At 36.4% G+C, this 18,568-nt stretch carries 16 protein-coding genes; all 16 read left to right on the plus strand.

Going from position 1 to position 18,568, the window contains the following annotated elements:
- The first annotated feature begins 80 nt into the window (after nucleotides 1-80).
- On the plus strand, nucleotides 81-1,004 hold the full coding sequence (gene truB / locus ACK1U5_RS20585) for a tRNA pseudouridine(55) synthase TruB (protein WP_069605167.1): 924 nt from the start codon (nucleotides 81-83) through the stop codon (nucleotides 1,002-1,004).
- Nucleotides 1,005-1,047: 43 nt separating this feature from the next.
- Nucleotides 1,048-2,019 carry a bifunctional riboflavin kinase/FAD synthetase gene (gene ribF / locus ACK1U5_RS20590; RefSeq protein ID WP_000766704.1) on the plus strand — a complete coding sequence of 324 codons (972 nt, stop codon included), beginning with the start codon at nucleotides 1,048-1,050 and terminating at the stop codon, nucleotides 2,017-2,019.
- A 100-nt stretch (nucleotides 2,020-2,119) separates the two neighbouring features.
- Entirely contained in the window at nucleotides 2,120-2,389 is a 270-nt protein-coding gene (gene rpsO / locus ACK1U5_RS20595; RefSeq protein WP_001229392.1) for a 30S ribosomal protein S15, read from the plus strand.
- A gap of 160 nt (nucleotides 2,390-2,549) precedes the next feature.
- Nucleotides 2,550-4,688: a polyribonucleotide nucleotidyltransferase gene (gene pnp, locus ACK1U5_RS20600; RefSeq protein ID WP_000076737.1), complete on the plus strand. Its 2,139-nt coding sequence runs from the start codon at nucleotides 2,550-2,552 to the stop codon at nucleotides 4,686-4,688.
- Between the two features lie 154 nt (nucleotides 4,689-4,842).
- The gene (locus tag ACK1U5_RS20605; protein ID WP_000868232.1) at nucleotides 4,843-5,742 is read left to right on the plus strand and encodes a polysaccharide deacetylase family protein; all 900 of its coding nucleotides are present in this window, start codon (nucleotides 4,843-4,845) and stop codon (nucleotides 5,740-5,742) included.
- Between the two features lie 86 nt (nucleotides 5,743-5,828).
- Nucleotides 5,829-7,070: a M16 family metallopeptidase gene (locus tag ACK1U5_RS20610; protein WP_000592989.1), complete on the plus strand. Its 1,242-nt coding sequence runs from the start codon at nucleotides 5,829-5,831 to the stop codon at nucleotides 7,068-7,070.
- A gap of 134 nt (nucleotides 7,071-7,204) precedes the next feature.
- Entirely contained in the window at nucleotides 7,205-7,456 is a 252-nt protein-coding gene (locus ACK1U5_RS20615) for a YlmC/YmxH family sporulation protein (RefSeq protein WP_001239756.1), read from the plus strand.
- Nucleotides 7,457-7,626: 170 nt separating this feature from the next.
- On the plus strand, nucleotides 7,627-8,529 hold the full coding sequence (dpaA, locus tag ACK1U5_RS20620; RefSeq protein WP_000954735.1) for a dipicolinic acid synthetase subunit A: 903 nt from the start codon (nucleotides 7,627-7,629) through the stop codon (nucleotides 8,527-8,529).
- Complete coding sequence (gene dpaB, locus ACK1U5_RS20625) at nucleotides 8,526-9,125, plus strand: dipicolinate synthase subunit B (protein WP_000053596.1); 600 nt, start codon at nucleotides 8,526-8,528, stop codon at nucleotides 9,123-9,125. Before dpaA ends, dpaB begins: the two co-directional genes overlap by 4 nt.
- 150 nt (nucleotides 9,126-9,275) lie before the next feature.
- Nucleotides 9,276-10,322 (plus strand): aspartate-semialdehyde dehydrogenase, encoded by a 1,047-nt coding sequence (gene asd, locus ACK1U5_RS20630; RefSeq protein WP_016080543.1) that lies wholly within the window; start codon nucleotides 9,276-9,278, stop codon nucleotides 10,320-10,322.
- A 23-nt stretch (nucleotides 10,323-10,345) separates the two neighbouring features.
- A complete protein-coding gene (dapG, locus tag ACK1U5_RS20635; RefSeq protein WP_000692453.1) occupies nucleotides 10,346-11,578 on the plus strand; it encodes an aspartate kinase in 1,233 nt (410 codons plus the stop codon).
- 11 nt (nucleotides 11,579-11,589) lie between these two features.
- A complete protein-coding gene (gene dapA, locus ACK1U5_RS20640) occupies nucleotides 11,590-12,468 on the plus strand; it encodes a 4-hydroxy-tetrahydrodipicolinate synthase (protein ID WP_000564764.1) in 879 nt (292 codons plus the stop codon).
- 736 nt (nucleotides 12,469-13,204) lie between these two features.
- Nucleotides 13,205-14,875, plus strand: coding sequence for a ribonuclease J (locus ACK1U5_RS20645; RefSeq protein WP_000823096.1), 1,671 nt, complete (start codon nucleotides 13,205-13,207; stop codon nucleotides 14,873-14,875).
- A gap of 102 nt (nucleotides 14,876-14,977) precedes the next feature.
- A complete protein-coding gene (gene tepA / locus ACK1U5_RS20650; protein ID WP_000139806.1) occupies nucleotides 14,978-15,727 on the plus strand; it encodes a translocation-enhancing protein TepA in 750 nt (249 codons plus the stop codon).
- On the plus strand, nucleotides 15,724-15,927 hold the full coding sequence (locus ACK1U5_RS20655) for a YlzJ-like family protein (protein ID WP_000605020.1): 204 nt from the start codon (nucleotides 15,724-15,726) through the stop codon (nucleotides 15,925-15,927). The genes tepA and ACK1U5_RS20655 overlap by 4 nt, the downstream gene beginning before the upstream one ends.
- Before the next feature lie 212 nt (nucleotides 15,928-16,139).
- A complete protein-coding gene (locus ACK1U5_RS20660; RefSeq protein ID WP_001118776.1) occupies nucleotides 16,140-18,521 on the plus strand; it encodes a DNA translocase FtsK in 2,382 nt (793 codons plus the stop codon).
- Nucleotides 18,522-18,568: the final 47 nt, after the last annotated feature.

Here is an 18,568-nt window from a genome sequence, read left to right on the forward strand (position 1 = left end):
GACATTTGTCTATCCATTTTTTCAATGCAAAATAAGTTTTGGATATTTACTACGAGAGAATTATGATGAGGTGAACATATATGGAAGGTGTAGTATTATTACATAAGCCAAAAGGCATGACATCACATGATTGTGTATTTAAATTAAGAAAGATATTGCGAGAAAAGAGAATTGGTCATACGGGAACATTAGACCCTGATGTAACAGGAGTATTACCAATTTGCGTTGGAAGAGCAACGAAAATTGCACAATTTTTAACAAGTGAAACGAAAACATATGAAGGTGAAGTAACATTAGGGTTTTCAACGACAACTGAAGATGCTTCTGGTGAGGTTGTTGAAACGAAAAATGTAGATCGTACTATTACTCGTAAGGAAGTAGAGAAAGTCCTTGCGGAATTAACAGGCACGATTGAACAAATGCCACCAATGTTCTCGGCTGTAAAAGTAAACGGGAAAAAATTATACGAATATGCAAGAGCAGGGCAAGAGGTGGAACGTCCAGTTCGTACAATTACAATTCATGAATTCATATTACTTGATAATCGTGAAGTTTTTGAAGGAGAAAATATTTCATTCCGTTTCCGTGTAACGTGTAGTAAAGGAACATATGTAAGAACGTTAGCTGTAATGATCGGGGAAAAACTTGGTTTCCCATCACATATGTCGCACCTTATAAGAACGGCATCTGGTGAATTTTTATTAGAAGATTGCATATCATTTGAAGAAATTGAAGAAAACGTGCAAAATGGAACAGTAGAGTCTATCTTCATTTCAATTGATGAAGCATTAAGTAAGTTTCCAAAAATGGTTGTAGATGAAAAGCAAGCAGAGAAAATAAAGAATGGTATGTTCTTAAAAAATGAATTAGAAATAACAGCACCATTTATTACAGTGTTTGATAAAAATGATCGTTGCTTAGCAATTTATGAACATCATCCGAAACATCCTGGTATGTTAAAGCCGATGAAAGTACTTGTGAATAATCAAGAACTAAAGCTATAATGAATTATTGGAAGGATTATTACAGAAAAAGGTGAATTCAAGCGTGAAACTTATTCATTTAACTCATCCACATGAACAAAATAAATTAGAATTACCACCTACTGTAATGGCATTAGGATTTTTTGATGGCATTCATTTAGGACATCAATGTGTAATTCGAACTGCGAAAAAAATAGCGGACGACCGAGGATATAAAAGTGCAGTTATGACATTTCATCCTCATCCATCTGTTGTTTTAGGAAAAAAGGATGCGCATGTGGAGTATATTACACCGATGCGCGATAAAGAAAAAATAGTCGAAAGCTTAGGAATCGATATATTATATGTAATTAAATTTGATGAATCATTTGCAGGGTTATTACCGCAACAATTTGTAGATGATTATATTATTGGTTTAAATGTAAAGCATGTAGTAGCAGGGTTTGATTATTCATATGGACGTTTAGGAAAAGGAAAGATGGAGACTTTACCATTTCATGCAAGAGGGGAGTTTACACAGACTGTGATTGAAAAAGTTGAATTTCAAGAAGAGAAAGTAAGTTCTACAGCATTACGAAAGTTAATTCGAAATGGCGAAATGGAGCAAATTCCATCTATTTTAGGTAGAGCCTATACTGTAGCGGGAACAGTTATACACGGCGACAAACGTGGACGTCAAATTGGTTTTCCAACAGCTAATGTAGGTTTAAGTGATGAGTATTTATTGCCACCTGTAGGTGTTTATGCAGTGAGATTAAAAGTTCACGGTGAATGGTACGATGGTGTATGTAATATTGGATATAAACCGACTTTTAAAGAAGATGAGCGTCAATTATCAATTGAAGTGCATTTATTTGAATTTAACAAAGATATATACGATCAAAATGTTACAGTAGAGTGGCATATGCGTATAAGAGCAGAAAAGAAATTCAACGGTATTGATGAGTTAGTTGAACAAATCGCAAAAGATAAGAAAACAGCCCAAGAATATTTTGTGAGCGAAAAGAATATACTTGCTTTTTCAAATGAAAAGTAGTATTCTATGTTATGTACTTTATGACAACCATTGCTTGGCATTGCGACTCACCGACGCTTGCTAGGTAATTGGGGGTTTAATTAATAGGAGGTGAAATAGGATGGCTTTAACACAAGAGCGTAAAAATGAAATCATTGCACAATTTAGAACTCATGAGACTGATACTGGTTCTCCAGAGGTTCAAATTGCTGTCCTAACGGAGCAAATTAACACTCTAAACGAGCACTTACGTACTCACAAGAAAGATCATCATTCACGTCGTGGTCTATTAAAGATGGTTGGTAAACGTCGTAACTTACTAACTTACCTTCGTAATAGCGATATCACACGTTACCGTGAATTAATCACAAAGCTTGGCTTACGTCGATAGTCAAAGAAGCGGGAATATTCCCGCTTTTTTGTTAGGTAAAAATATATCTTCTACGCTTTATAGCTTACTTAATTTTAGGCAATACTAGAGGTAGAATATTGTGATATACTATCCATTTACATAGAAGAATTGAATACTTTAAATTGAGAGGGGTACTTAAATGAGTCAAGAAAAGCAAGTCTTCTCGATAGATTTAGCTGGTCGCCAGCTAACAGTTGAAACTGGTCAGCTTGCAAAACAAGCGAACGGAGCAGTATTAGTAAGATATGGCGATACAGCGGTTCTATCTACAGCAACTGCATCAAAAGAAGCAAAAAATGTAGATTTCTTCCCACTTACAGTAAACTATGAAGAGCGTTTATATGCAGTCGGAAAAATTCCTGGCGGTTTCATTAAACGTGAAGGTCGTCCAAGTGAAAAAGCAATTTTGGCAAGTCGTTTAATCGACCGTCCAATCCGTCCACTTTTCGCAGATGGTTTCCGTAACGAAGTACAAGTTGTCAGCATCGTAATGAGTGTTGATCAAGATTGTTCTTCTGAAATGGCAGCTATGCTTGGTTCTTCATTAGCGTTATCGATTTCAGATATTCCATTTGAAGGTCCAATCGCGGGTGCAACAGTTGGTCGTATTAACGGCGAATTCGTTATCAACCCAACAGTAGAACAGCAAGAACAAAGTGATATTCACCTTGTTGTAGCTGGTACGAAAGATGCAATTAACATGGTTGAAGCAGGAGCAGATCAAGTGCCTGAGGAAACAATGTTAGAAGCAATTATGTTTGGTCATGACGAAATTAAACGTCTAATTGCATTCCAAGAAGAGATTGTACAAGCTGTAGGTAAAGAGAAATCAGAAGTGAAACTTTATGAAGTTGACGCTGATCTTAACCAAGCTGTACGTGAAATGGCTGAAGAAGATATGCATTCAGCAATTCAAGTACATGAGAAACATGCACGTGAAGATGCAATTAACGAAGTGAAAAAGCGTGTTATTGAGCATTACGAAGCGCAGGAAGCTGACGCTGATACATTAGGACAAGTAAATGAGATTTTATATAAAATTGTAAAAGAAGAAGTACGTCGTCTTATTACAGTTGAAAAAATCCGCCCAGATGGCCGTAAAGGTGACGAAATCCGTCCATTAGCATCAGAGGTTGGCATTTTATCTCGTACACACGGTTCTGGTTTGTTCACTCGTGGACAAACACAAGCATTAAGTATTTGTACATTAGGTGCATTAGGCGATGTGCAAATTTTAGATGGTCTTGGTGTAGAAGAATCAAAACGCTTTATGCACCATTACAATTTCCCATCATTTAGTGTTGGTGAAACTAGACCAATGCGTGGACCAGGTCGTCGTGAAATCGGTCACGGTGCACTAGGAGAACGCGCACTTGAGCCTGTAATTCCATCTGAAAAAGATTTCCCATACACAGTACGTCTTGTATCTGAAGTTTTAGAATCAAATGGTTCTACTTCACAAGCAAGTATTTGTGGTAGTACTTTAGCAATGATGGATGCTGGTGTTCCACTTAAAGCTCCAGTTGCAGGTATTGCAATGGGTCTAGTTAAAACTGGTGAGCATTACACAATTTTATCTGATATTCAAGGTATGGAAGATCATTTAGGTGATATGGACTTTAAAGTAGCAGGTACAGCACAAGGTGTAACTGCACTACAAATGGACATTAAAATCGATGGTCTATCTCGTGAAATTTTAGAAGAGGCATTACAACAAGCGAAAGTTGGTCGTGTGCACATTCTAAATCATATGTTATCTGTTATTCCAGAGCCACGCACTGAATTATCAGCGTACGCTCCAAAGATTATTACAATGACAATTAATCCAGATAAAATCCGTGACGTTATCGGACCGAGCGGTAAACAAATCAATAAAATTATTGAAGAAACTGGCGTTAAAATTGACATCGAGCAAGATGGCACAGTATTCATTTCTTCAATAAACCAAGAAATGAACGACAAAGCTAAGAAAATTATCGAAGATATCGTTCGCGAAGTACAAGTAGGTGAAATCTACGAAGGAAAAGTGAAACGTGTTGAGAAATTCGGTGCTTTCGTTGAATTATTCAGCGGTAAAGATGGATTAGTTCACATTTCTGAACTTGCACTTGAGCGTGTAGGTAAAGTAGAAGACGTTGTAAAAATCGGTGACGTAATTACGGTTAAAGTTATCGAGATTGACAAGCAAGGTCGTGTTAATCTATCTAGAAAAGTATTGCTAAAAGAAGAGCAAGAAAAAGAAGCTGCTAAAGAAGAAAACAAACAAGAGCAGCAATAAGCGAAAGCCAGTTTAACTGGCTTTTTTTGTTATGTAAAAATATGATTTATATATATTTTTATGTCAGTATAGGTATAGTTTTCATTATAACGCTCAAATTAACAAAGATAAGAAGAAAAATGTTTTTTTATATAGTTAATTTGGGAGGGTTTATATGAAAGTTCGTATATTGGCATACATATGTATATTTTCTTTATATGTCAGTTTAGGCTCTTATTCTGTTTTTGCACAGGATAACTTATATGAAGAAATTCAAAAGCATGCAAAACAATATGAGATTGCACCTCAAAATGCGATGATTGATAAGATATGGAAAGCAACACCAGGATATAATGGAAGACAAGTTGATATGGAAGCATCCTATAACAATATGAAGAAGCTAAAGGAATTTGATCAAAAACACCTTGAATTTAAGGAAGTATCACCGAGTGTCCACTTAGAAGATTTATCACCTGCTCCAATTTATAGGGGGCATCCGAATAAAAAGATGGTGGGATTAACAATAAATGTGGCATGGGGAAACGAGTATTTGCCTCGTATATTAGAAATATTGAAAAAGCATGATGTGAAGGCGACTTTCTTTTTAGAAGGACGTTGGGTGAAAGAAAATTTACGATTTGCAAAAATGATTGTCGATGCAAATCAAGAAGTCGGAAATCATTCTTATACGCACCCTAATATGAAAACGCTATCGTCTGATGAAATACGAGAGCAGTTACAAAAAACAAATCGAATGATTGAAGCTGCTACGAATCAAAAGGTGAGATGGTTTGCCCCGCCGAGTGGAAGTTTTCGGGATGAAGTCGTGAAAATCGCTGATGATTTCCAAATGGGAACGATTATGTGGACTGTCGATACAATCGATTGGAAGCGACCTGAGCCAGATGTACTATTGCAGAGAGTAATGAGAAAAATACACCCAGGTGCTATCGTATTAATGCATCCTACTTCGTCAACGGCAGAAGCATTAGATACAATGATTAAAAAATTGAAGGAACAAGGATATAAAGTAGGGAATATAACAGAATTACTGGATGAAAAACGTGTGGATTAAATACATTTGCATGACATTCATCCTTAAACTTGTTATCATTAAATAATAGCACTTATTTAGAGAAACTGGCAGTAGGAGGAAAGTTTTTGATTAAAAAATATACTTGTAAAAATGGTGTAAGAATAGTTATGGAGAATATACCAACTGTAAGGTCGGTTGCGATTGGTATTTGGATCCATGCGGGATCAAGAAATGAAAATGAAAAAAATAACGGGATTTCTCACTTTTTAGAGCATATGTTCTTTAAAGGGACAGAAACACGTAGTGCACGCGAAATTGCAGAATCATTTGATAGTATTGGTGGGCAAGTGAATGCTTTTACTTCAAAAGAGTACACTTGTTACTATGCAAAAGTGCTAGATGAACATGCTAAATATGCTTTAGATGTATTAGCTGACATGTTCTTTAATTCAACATTTGATGAAGAAGAATTGAAAAAAGAGAAGAATGTCGTATGTGAAGAAATTAAAATGTACGAAGATGCTCCAGACGATATTGTGCATGATATGTTAACGAAAGCAACATATGAAACGCATCCGCTTGGATATCCTATTTTAGGAACAGAAGAAACACTTGATACGTTTACAGGAGATACGCTACGCCAATATATTAAGGATCATTATACACCTGAAAATGTAGTTGTTTCAGTTGCAGGAAATATTGATGAAGCCTTCTTACAAACGGTAGAGCAATATTTCGGTAGTTATGAAGGAACAACAAACCGTGAACAAGTACATAGCCCAATTTTCCATTTTAATAAAGTAGCACGTAAAAAGGAAACAGAACAAGCTCATTTATGTTTAGGATATAAAGGCTTACAAATGGGACACGAAGATATTTATAACTTAATTGTATTAAATAACGTTTTAGGCGGTAGTATGAGTAGCCGTTTATTCCAAGAAGTACGTGAGCAACGTGGGTTAGCTTACTCAGTATTTTCTTACCATTCTTCTTATGAAGATACAGGTATGTTAACACTGTATGGTGGAACAGGTAGTCAACAATTAGATACACTGTATGAAACAATGCAAGAAACATTAGAAACATTGAAAAATACAGGTATTACAGAAAAAGAGCTTATTAATAGTAAAGAGCAATTAAAAGGAAACTTAATGTTAAGTTTAGAAAGTACGAATAGTCGTATGAGCCGTAATGGTAAAAATGAATTGCTACTTCGTAAGCATCGTTCACTTGATGAGATTATCGAAAGTGTAAACACTGTAACAAAAGAAAATGTAGATGGGTTAATTCGTAACATGTTTACAGATGAATTCTCTGCAGCATTAATTAGTCCAGATGGAAAACTTCCAAAAGGAATAAAACTATAATCAACTTTTACGATGTATCTGAAAATAACCTTCTCTCTTTTTAAATGAGAGAAGGTTATTTTTTTTATACATATAGAATAGGTACTAATTATAGACAATGCAAATGAAAAATTTAGTAGGGGAGTGGAGTGAGTATGCGATTAAGTGAATTAAGCGGTAAAGAGGTTGTAGATATAGAAAAAGCGGAAAAAATGGGAGCCTTAGGTTATATGGATTTAGAGATTAATGAGAAAGACGGACAAATACAAACACTTATAATACCTGTAGGGAAGTGGGGAGGTTTTAAAAAGGAACCACAAGAAGTAAGGGTGGCATGGAGTCAAATAAAGAAAGTCGGACACGATATGCTTCTTTGTGATAGTATAGATCGTTCAAATTCGGAGTGAAGGATGGCCATTTTGGTCATCTTTTTTTGTATCTACATAGAAACCTGATAAATCATGTGTGCATTTGGATTTTCAATCACCATAAACTCGTACATTACATATGATGTGGAGGAAAAAGAAAAAGTAGGCACTTTTCTTATAAATGACAGAAAAAGAAGGTGAATTAGGGAATGTTGACTGAGATGCATATTGCTGTCATAGGAGGAGATGCAAGGCAGCTAGAAGTAATTCGTAAGCTAGTTGAATTGGATGCGAAACTTTCTTTGATAGGTTTTGATCAGTTAGATCATGGTTTCACAGGGGCAGCAAAAGAAAGTATACAAAATTTAGATTTCACTTCTGTAGACGCAATTATTTTGCCGGTTGCCGGTACAAATGCCAAAGGAGAAGTAGATACTATTTTTTCAAATGAAAAAGTTTCAATAACGAAAGAACAAATTGAAAATACACCAGAACACTTTACTATATATTCAGGTATTGGTACACCTTACTTGGAAAATCTCGTATCTACTACGAATCGAAAACTTGTTAAATTATTTGATCGTGATGATGTAGCAATATACAATTCTATTCCAACGGTAGAAGGTACATTAATGATGGTAATTCAACATACCGACTATACAATTCATGGGTCCAATGTAATGGTTCTAGGATTTGGGAGAACAGGAATGAGTGTTGCGAGAGCATTTCAATCATTAGGAGCCCATGTCAAAGTTGGAGCAAGACGATCTGAACATATTGCACGTATTACAGAAATGATGTTTTCTCCTTTTCATATGCAAGACATAGAGAAAGAAGTAGGAAATATCGATATTGTAATTAATACGATTCCGCATCTCGTTGTAACAGCGAATGTTATTGCAAAAATGCCAGCTCATACGTTAGTGATTGATTTAGCTTCTAAACCAGGCGGTACTGACTTTAGATATGCGGAAAAAAGAGGAGTCAAAGCATTGCTAGCACCTGGATTACCAGGTATTGTTGCCCCAAAAACGGCTGGGCAAATTTTAGCAAATGTTCTTTCTCAGTTATTAGCAGCAGATGCAATTGCAAAGGAGGAGGAAAAGAAATGAGTTTGAAGGGGAAACGAATTGGTTTCGGATTTACAGGTTCACATTGTACGTATGAGGAAGTTATGCCGCACTTAGAAAAATTAATTGCTGAAGGAGCAGAAGTACGTCCTGTTGTTTCATACACTGTTCAATCAACAAATACTAGATTTGGAGAAGGAGCAGAGTGGATTAAGAAGATTGAAGAAATAACAGGTTTTAAAGCAATTAATTCAATTGTTGGAGCAGAGCCACTTGGACCTAAAATTCCATTAGACTGCATGGTAATCGCTCCTTTAACAGGAAATTCTATGAGTAAATTTGCAAATGCAATGACAGACTCTCCAGTACTAATGGCAGCAAAAGCGACGCTAAGAAATGGCAAGCCTGTCGTATTGGCTGTTTCGACGAATGATGCTTTAGGGTTAAATGGGGTAAATCTCATGCGCCTAATGGCAACAAAAAACATCTACTTCGTCCCATTCGGCCAAGATGCACCGGAGAAAAAACCGAACTCAATGGTAGCTCGCATGGAGCTGCTGGAAGATACAGTGTTAGAAGCGCTGCAAGGGAAGCAATTGCAACCGGTGGTCGTAGAAAAATTCAGATATATGAATTAAAAAACGAAAAAAAACGGACAATTTTTGATGAAACCATCATTCTTACTGTAGAATATGATAAAATTAACGTTATTAAGATCAGAAGGGGTATTGTATACTCCTTCTGATTCTAAGTTATAGAAGGATTGGTATCTAGAAAGGGGCATAGTGATGGAAAAGCAAAAAACTTTTCATGTCGCTGTAGTTGGAGCAACCGGCGCAGTTGGTGAACAAATGTTAAATACTTTAGAGAAACGAGAATTTCCAATCGGGAAATTAACGTTACTTTCATCTAAACGATCTGCAGGTAAGAAACTTGTATTTAAAGGCGAAGAATTTACAGTTCAAGAGGCAACTCCTGAAAGCTTTGAAGGAGTAGATATCGCACTATTTAGTGCTGGTGGATCTGTATCGAAACAATTAGCGCCAGAAGCAGCAAAACGCGGTGCGATTGTTGTTGATAATACAAGTGCATTCCGTATGACAGAAAACGTGCCACTTGTTGTACCTGAAGTAAATGAAAACGACTTAAAAGAACATAATGGTATTATTGCAAATCCAAACTGTTCTACAATTCAAATGGTAGTAGCTCTTGAGCCAGTTCGTCAGCAATATGGTTTAAAACGAGTAATCGTTTCCACATATCAAGCTGTATCAGGTGCTGGTGCGGCAGCTATTGAAGAACTGCATGAACAATCACAAGCAATCTTAAATGGCGAAGAAGTTAAGGCAAATGTTCTTCCTGTATCAGGTGATAAGAAGCATTTCCAAATTGCTTTTAATGCGATTCCACAGATTGATAAATTCCAAGATAATGGATTTACGTTTGAAGAAATGAAAATGATTAACGAAACGAAAAAAATTATGCATATGCCTGAATTAGAAGTAGCGGCAACATGTGTACGTTTACCAGTTGTATCAGGACACTCTGAGTCTGTTTACATCGAAGTAGAAAAAGAAGGCGTAACAGTAGCAGAATTAAAGAGCTTACTTGCAAATGCGGAAGGTATTGTTCTGCAAGATAATCCAGAAGAGCAGTTATATCCAATGCCAGCTACTGCAGTAGGTAAAAACGAAGTATTCGTTGGAAGAATCCGTAAAGATTTAAATAACGATAAAGGATTCCATCTTTGGGTCGTATCTGATAACTTATTAAAAGGCGCTGCATGGAATTCTGTTCAAATTGCAGAGCGCTTAGTAAAATTACAATTAGTGTAAACGGCTAAGAGAAGGTGCAAAATATGAAAATAATTGTTCAAAAATTTGGTGGCACATCAGTACGTGATGATAATGGACGTAAGCATGCGCTTCATCATATAAAAAAATCATTAGCTGCTGGTTATAAAGTGGTTACTGTCGTATCTGCTATGGGCCGTAAAGGTGAACCATATGCAACGGATACGTTATTAAGTCTTGTAAATCAAGAGGAATCTACTATTTCTAAACGTGAGCAAGATTTATTATTATCATGCGGAGAGTTAATCTCTGCAATTGTTTTCTCTAATATGTTGAATGAGAACGGTATAAAAGCAGCAGCATTAAATGGTGCACAAGCTGGTTTTGTAACGAATGATGACTTTACGAATGCAAAGATTATTGAAATGAATTGCGATCGTATACATGAAGAGTTAGAAAATGTAGATGTAATCGTCGTTACAGGATTTCAAGGGCAAACGAAAAAAGGTGATACGACAACACTTGGACGCGGAGGTAGTGATACTTCAGCTTCAGCATTAGGTGTTGCACTTCATGCTGAATATATCGATATATTCACTGATGTAGAAGGTGTTATGACTGCGGATCCTCGTATTGTAAAAGATGCACGTCATCTTCAAACTGTAACGTATAACGAAATTTGTAACATGGCTTATCAAGGTGCGAAAGTCGTTCATCCACGTGCAGTTGAAATTGCGATGCATGCAAAAGTTCCACTTCGTGTACGTTCTACGTATTCTGAAAGTGAAGGTACTCTTATTGCAGCATACGATGGTGCTACAAAAGGGCAGGATGTAGAAGAACGTCCTGTTACAGGTATTGCCCACGTATCGAACGTAACGCAAATTAAAGTACTTGCAAAAGAAACGGCATACGACATACAGCAGCATGTATTTAAAGAAATGGCAAACGAAGGCATTAGTGTTGATTTAATTAACATTTCTCCTACTGGTGTAGCTTACACAGTAAATGATAATGTATCAGCTCGTGCTGTCGAAGTGCTAAAACAACTTGGATATGAGCCAATTGTGACAGAACATTGTGCGAAAGTATCTATCGTTGGAGCTGGAATGGCAGGCATCCCAGGGGTTACTGCAAAAATCGTTACAGCTTTAGCAGAAAAAGGTATTCAAATCCTGCAATCGGCAGATAGTCATACAACAATTTGGGTTCTTGTAAAAGAAATTGATTTAGTGGAGGCTGTAAATGCATTACATAGTGCGTTTGAGCTTTCAAAAGAAAAGCAACTGGAACAATAAGGAGTGAGACCATGATAGATTTTGGGACAATTGCAACCGCGATGGTAACACCGTTTGATATAAACGGGAATATCGATTTTGCAAAGACAACGAAATTGGTAAATTATTTAATTGATAACGGTACAACAGCAATCGTGGTAGGAGGAACGACAGGAGAATCTCCTACATTAACTTCAGAAGAGAAAGTAGCGTTATATCGCCATGTCGTATCTGTTGTCGATAAAAGAGTGCCCGTAATCGCTGGAACAGGTAGCAATAATACGCATGCTTCTATTGACTTAACTAAAAAGGCAACAGAAGTTGGTGTGGATGCAGTAATGCTAGTAGCACCGTATTATAACAAACCGAGTCAAGAAGGAATGTATCAGCATTTTAAAGCAATTGCTGAAAGCACGCCGCTTCCGGTTATGCTATATAACGTTCCGGGACGATCTATTGTACAAATCTCCGTTGATACAGTTGTTCGTTTATCAGAAATAGAAAACATTGTTGCTATTAAAGATGCCGGCGGCGATGTGTTAACAATGACAGAAATCATTGAAAAAACAGCGGACGACTTTGCGGTATACAGCGGTGATGATGGTTTAACGTTACCAGCTATGGCAGTTGGAGCGAAAGGTATCGTTTCGGTAGCATCTCATGTTATCGGAAACGAAATGCAAGAAATGATTACAGCATTTCAATCAGGAGAATTTAAGAAGGCACAAAAATTACATCAATTACTTGTAAGAGTAACTGATTCATTATTTATGGCGCCAAGTCCAACTCCAGTAAAAACAGCGTTACAAATGGTTGGATTAGATGTAGGTTCTGTACGTTTACCACTTCTTCCATTAACAGAAGAAGAAAGAGTAACGTTACAATCTGTAATGCAATCTATCCCTCGTTAATAAAAAATGACCTAGTGTAGAACTAGGTCATTTTTTATTATATGCAAATCTTTTTCTCGTTTTCTCACCTATATGTGTTCTTATAAGAATATTAATCGCTTCTTCATTATGTGTATAAGAAAATAATCGTACTCCTTTAACCGAGTCAAAAAATGATAGATATTATGGAATAAACGTAATAAACTACGGTGTTTGTTTTTAGAGAAATCCCCTCAAATTTGACGTAATTCATAAAAAAACTCCATTTTGTAAGTGTTTTTGTTGGATTCTAGAAAAATAAATCTTGAAACTCCCTATTATGAAATGAATTTAGCGTATGTATGGCTAGTTCTTCAAAATAATATGGAGTATAAAATCGAAGTAAATATAAAGGAAATACCTTCGATACTTTTGTTGTCATTCCGTTCTTTTACTCTTTCTTTCGCACGATTTAACTTGTGTTCTATTTCTTGTATCAGGTATAATATGGCTAAGTAGCTTAGTACGGGTATGCTTAGCAAAATTGGGAAAAATTATAATTTAATTAAATTTTCATATCATATCGAATAAGATATTTGATTTATATAATGAAAGAGAGGTGAAACCTGGTTTAAAAAATAAACAAGGACATGATATCGCATAACGGTAAGGACATTCGTCTTGGACGGTGAAAATATGGTGGTTGTAGAGTTTCCCCTGGTGTCTCTGCAATTTTAGTGAAATCAGTGTTTGCAAGATTTTTAAACCAGGCAACAACATGAAGAGAAAAGAGAATGAGTCTGTTAAAGTATTTGCTCTTGGTGGAGTAGGTGAAATCGGGAAAAACATGTACTGTGTTGAAATTGATTCTGAAATCTTTATCGTAGATGCAGGGTTAATGTTCCCGGGAGATGAAATGTTTGGAATTGATATCGTTATTCCTGATATTACATATTTAGTGGAAAATCAAGAGCGAGTAAAAGGTTTATTTATTACTCACGGTCATGAAGATCATATTGGTGGAATTGTGTATGTACTTCGTAAATTATCTATTCCAGTCTATGCAACGAAATTAACAGTAGGACTTATACAAGAAAAACTTGGTGAAGCGGGCATGTTAGGCCGTGTAGACCTAAAAACAATCGATTCAAATTCAACAGTAGAATTTAACACTACAACGGTGTCATTCTTCGGAACAACACATAGTATTCCAGATTCTGTTGGCGTTTGTTTCCATACATCAAAAGGTGCAGTCGTATATACGGGAGACTTTAAATTCGATCAAACTCCAATTGGAAATAGTGGAGCAGACCTTGGGAAAATGGCGCAAATCGGAAATGAAGGCGTACTTTGCTTATTATCTGATAGTACAAACGCAGAGCGCCCAGGTTATACAGGTTCAGAAAAAGAAGTTGGTGTAGAAATCTCTAAAGTGTTCTATGGCGCAGAAGGTCGTATTATCGTTGCTTCATTTGCATCAAATGTACATCGTATTCAACAAGTATTTGATGCAGCTGCTGAAACAGGGCGAAAAGTAGCGGTAGTAGGACGTAGTATGGTGAAAGTAGTAGACATTGCAAGACGTCTTGGTTATTTAGATGTTCCAGAAGGTATGGTTATTTCATTACAAGAAGTAGACAACTTCCCAGAGAAAAAGGTAGCTATTTTAACGACAGGTAGTCAAGGTGAACCGATGGCTGCTCTATCTAGAATGGCAAAACAAGCACATAAACAAATTTCAATTCGTAAAGGTGATACTGTTATCATTGCTGCTTCGCCAATTCCGGGTAATGAAATATCTGTATCAAAAATTATTGATTTGTTATTTAGAGCTGGAGCTGAAGTTGTTTATTACGGCGAAAGAAAAGTTCACGTGTCAGGTCACGGTAGCCAAGAAGAATTAAAATTAATGTTAAATTTAATGAAACCAAAGTACTTTGTACCCGTACATGGTGAGTTCCGTATGCAAAAAGCGCATGCATATTTAGCTGAAGATGTAGGTATTACAAGAGAAAATATCTTTATCGTAGAAAAAGGCGATGTAATTGCTTTTGGTGACGATGAAGCGAACTTAGTCGGTAAAGTACAAGCTGGTAATGTTTTAATTGATGGATTAGGTGTAGGTGACGTTGGTAATATCGTTCTTCGAGATAGAAAGATGTTATCTCAAGATGGAATACTAGTAGTTGTTGTAACGCTTGGTAAAGATGAAAAGAAAATTATCTCTGGTCCAGAAATCATTTCACGTGGTTTCGTATATGTTCGTGAATCAGAAGCATTAATTGAACGTTCTACAGAGATTGTACGTATGATTGTTGAGCAGTCAATTAAAGAATATTCAATTGAATGGTCAATGTTAAAACAAAATATTCGTGAATTATTAGGACAGTTCTTGTACGAAGAGACAAAGAGAAAACCTATGATTTTACCGATTATTATGGAAGTATAAAAAAGATCACCCTTATGGGTGATCTTTTTTCTTTTTAACCCTATCGAATGAAATTTATAACTTAAGAAATAATAGTTATATACGAGTGAAAGGGGATGCGAAATGACAGAACGTGATCGATATACAAATGAAGAAAAAGAAGCTGAGCCAAAAGAAGCTGGAAAAGAGGCTTCAATAGTCGAAAAAATTCAACAGCTTGGACAGACAAATGTACCACAGATGAATGAATCACGTATTCATTGTTTAACGATTATCGGACAAGTGGAAGGTCATGTTCAATTACCACCGCAAAATAAAACAACAAAATACGAGCATATCATTCCGCAAATTGTTGCGATTGAACAAAATCCGAAAATTGAAGGTTTGCTTTTAATATTAAATACGGTTGGAGGTGACGTTGAAGCTGGGCTAGCAATTTCTGAAATGGTAGCTTCACTTTCAAAACCAACAGTATCTCTAGTTTTAGGTGGGGGACATTCCATCGGTGTACCGATTGCTGTTTCTACTGACTATTCGTTTATTGCGGAAACTGCGACGATGACAATTCATCCAATTCGTTTAACAGGTCTTGTCATAGGTGTGCCACAAACATTTGAGTATTTGGATAAGATGCAAGAAAGAGTCATTCGTTTTGTGACGAAGCACTCAAAAGTAACAGAAGATCGTTTTAAAGAGCTTATGTTTGCGAAAGGGAATTTAACGCGAGATATTGGGACGAATGTAATTGGTGGGGATGCAGTAAAGTACGGTCTTATAGATGATGTTGGCGGTATTGGAAATGCGATTCGAAAATTAAACGAATTAATAGATGTTCGCGCGGAAGATAGTACAGAAGGGACAATGCTACAATGATTTTATATACAATTATGCCAGAGCAACTTGTGTATCCGGCCGATTATTCACAATGTGAAAGTCAAAAAGTTGTAAATATAAATGGTGTGGAATTAATGGTTTCTGAAGAGGAACATGGATGTTATTCTATTGTACGTGTGCTAAGTACGGACCCACTTCACTATTTAGAGTTTGAGCCCGGTCAGAAAATAACCTTTTAGCAAAAAGAAGGATTTTGTTTAGAAGCTATGGTATAATATAAAAAACAAGACGGTTGAGCAGCCATGAGTAGGCTGCTTTCTTCTGTTTATTTAGCATTTTACAAGAAGTGTAAAAATAGAAGATATAAAGACCTGAAAAATAGAGAAAACAGACATATAAATAGAGCGTTTTGAGGGGAGCTTTATTTATATGTAGAACGCGAGGTGAAGAAATGGCAAAACAAAAGCAAAGAGGGACGAAGGCAAAGGCAAGACGTACGATAAAGCCAACTTTGTATTATGAAATCGTCGGTTTAACTCTTTTTGCACTTTCAATCATTACGATTTTACAGCTAGGCGTTGTAGGAAAATCGTTTGTGTTATTTTTTCGCTTCTTCTTTGGTGAGTGGTACATAATTGGTGTGTTAGGTGTAATAGCTTTATCGGTTTCCTTTGTTATAAAACGCGGATGGCCGAACCTTTTAAATAAACGATTAATTGGATTTTATTTAATTGTATTGGCGATATTAATGTTTAGTCATATTACATTATTTAACCTTCTTACAAAAGATGGAGCAGTGCAAAATACTTCTGTTATTGTGAGTACGAAAGATAACTTCTTTCTTGAAATGAAAAAGGGGCCAGATAGCGTTCATTTAGGTGGTGGTATGTTTGGTGCGCTTATGTTCGCAACATGTTACTTCTTATTTGACGAAGTAGGAGCTTATATCATTGGTATTATTCTAGTTATTCTCGGTATACTTTGTATAACAAATAAGCATATTGGAGAAGTGTTAGCGCCAGTTGGTAGAATTCTTAGAAGTCAATTTCAAGTGATGCAAGGGGATTATAAAGATTGGAGAGCTAAAAGAACGGCTGAACAAACAGAAAAGAAAAAAACAACAAGAAGCACAAGAAGCAAACGTGCTGCAGAACAAGAAGAAATTATTGAGCCGATGGAAGAAATTTCAATTGATCCTCCGATTATTTCGAATTTCACTGAGAATTATCCTGTAAATGAAGAAGAGGATAAACGAATCGAAGTAGAGGAAGAAGATTTGATCACTTCACCGTTTATTGAAGAGACTCCGCCAATTGAAGAACCAAAGAAAAAGCGTGGAGAAAAAATTGTTGAATCGTTAGAGAGTGAAGCGCAAGCACCTCCTATGCAATTTTCAAATGTAGAAAATAAAGATTACAAGCTTCCTTCACTTGATATATTAAAATTTCCAAAGAATAAGCAAGTTACAAATGAAAATGCGGAAATTTATGAGAATGCTCGTAAATTAGAACGTACATTCCAAAGTTTCGGAGTGAAAGCGAAAGTAACAAAAGTACATAGAGGTCCTGCAGTTACAAAATATGAAGTGTATCCTGATATGGGGGTAAAAGTAAGCAAAATTGTCAGTTTAAGTGATGATTTAGCCCTTGCTTTAGCTGCAAAGGACATTCGTATTGAAGCGCCAATTCCCGGGAAATCAGCTGTAGGGATCGAAGTTCCGAACTCAGAAGTTTCGATGGTAACACTGAGGGAAGTGCTTGATTCTAAGGCTAATAACCATCCGGAAGAGAAGTTGTTAATTGGTCTTGGCCGAGATATTACAGGTGAAGCTGTATTAGCCCGTCTAAATAAAATGCCCCATTTACTCGTAGCTGGTGCGACAGGTAGCGGGAAAAGTGTATGTATTAACGGTATTATTGTTAGTATTTTAATGCGTGCAAAACCACATGAAGTAAAATTAATGATGATTGACCCGAAAATGGTAGAGTTAAATGTATATAACGGTGTGCCTCATTTGTTAACGCCAGTTGTAACTGATCCGAAAAAAGCATCGCAAGCATTGAAAAAAGTTGTGAGTGAAATGGAACGTCGTTATGAATTGTTTGCTCATAGTGGTACACGTAACATTGAAGGATACAACGATTATATAAAAGAGCATAATAGTCAATCAGAAGCGAAACAACCCGAATTACCTTATATTGTAGTAATTGTGGACGAGTTAGCAGATTTAATGATGGTTGCTTCGTCTGATGTAGAGGATGCGATTATGCGTCTAGCGCAAATGGCTCGTGCTGCTGGTATTCATTTAATTATTGCAACGCAACGTCCGTCAGTTGATGTTATTACGGGTGTTATTAAAGCAAATATTCCATCACGTATTGCATTCGCTGTATCTTCTCAAACAGATTCTCGTACAATTCTTGACGGTGGTGGTGCAGAGAAGCTACTAGGTCGTGGAGACATGCTGTTTATACCAATTGGTGCATCGAAACCTGTACGTGTACAAGGCGCATTTTTATCAGATGATGAAGTTGAGAGAGTTGTAGAATATGTCATTGGACAGCAAAAAGCACAATATCAAGAAGATATGATTCCGCAAGATGTTCCTGATACGAAGCAGGAAGTAGAAGATGAATTATATGATGAAGCGGTTCAACTTGTAGTGGAAATGCAAACAGCATCTGTTTCTATGTTACAACGTAGGTTTAGAGTAGGTTATACGCGAGCTGCTCGCCTAATTGATGCAATGGAAATGAATGGTGTAGTAGGTCCATATGAAGGTAGTAAACCGAGAGAAGTGCTCATTAATGATGTACAAGAAAAAAGTTCTTAAAAAAAGCCTAATTGTTTTTACAATTAGGCTTTTTTATATAGTGTTTT

This window comes from Bacillus sp. XB1 (genome assembly GCF_053557995.1).

Bases quoted from the DNA above. Each gene is read 5' to 3' on its own strand.
- dapG (WP_000692453.1), top strand. From the start codon at position 10,346: ATGAAAATAATTGTTCAAAAATTTGGTGGCACATCAGTACGTGATGAT.
- ACK1U5_RS20660 (WP_001118776.1), top strand. From the start codon at position 16,140: ATGGCAAAACAAAAGCAAAGAGGGACGAAGGCAAAGGCAAGACGTACG.
- ACK1U5_RS20655 (WP_000605020.1), top strand. From the start codon at position 15,724: ATGATTTTATATACAATTATGCCAGAGCAACTTGTGTATCCGGCCGAT.
- asd (WP_016080543.1), top strand. From the start codon at position 9,276: ATGGAAAAGCAAAAAACTTTTCATGTCGCTGTAGTTGGAGCAACCGGC.
- ACK1U5_RS20645 (WP_000823096.1), top strand. From the start codon at position 13,205: ATGAAGAGAAAAGAGAATGAGTCTGTTAAAGTATTTGCTCTTGGTGGA.
- tepA (WP_000139806.1), top strand. From the start codon at position 14,978: ATGACAGAACGTGATCGATATACAAATGAAGAAAAAGAAGCTGAGCCA.
- pnp (WP_000076737.1), top strand. From the start codon at position 2,550: ATGAGTCAAGAAAAGCAAGTCTTCTCGATAGATTTAGCTGGTCGCCAG.
- dpaA (WP_000954735.1), top strand. From the start codon at position 7,627: ATGTTGACTGAGATGCATATTGCTGTCATAGGAGGAGATGCAAGGCAG.
- dpaB (WP_000053596.1), top strand. From the start codon at position 8,526: ATGAGTTTGAAGGGGAAACGAATTGGTTTCGGATTTACAGGTTCACAT.
- ACK1U5_RS20605 (WP_000868232.1), top strand. From the start codon at position 4,843: ATGAAAGTTCGTATATTGGCATACATATGTATATTTTCTTTATATGTC.
- ACK1U5_RS20615 (WP_001239756.1), top strand. From the start codon at position 7,205: ATGCGATTAAGTGAATTAAGCGGTAAAGAGGTTGTAGATATAGAAAAA.
- dapA (WP_000564764.1), top strand. From the start codon at position 11,590: ATGATAGATTTTGGGACAATTGCAACCGCGATGGTAACACCGTTTGAT.
- rpsO (WP_001229392.1), top strand. From the start codon at position 2,120: ATGGCTTTAACACAAGAGCGTAAAAATGAAATCATTGCACAATTTAGA.
- truB (WP_069605167.1), top strand. From the start codon at position 81: ATGGAAGGTGTAGTATTATTACATAAGCCAAAAGGCATGACATCACAT.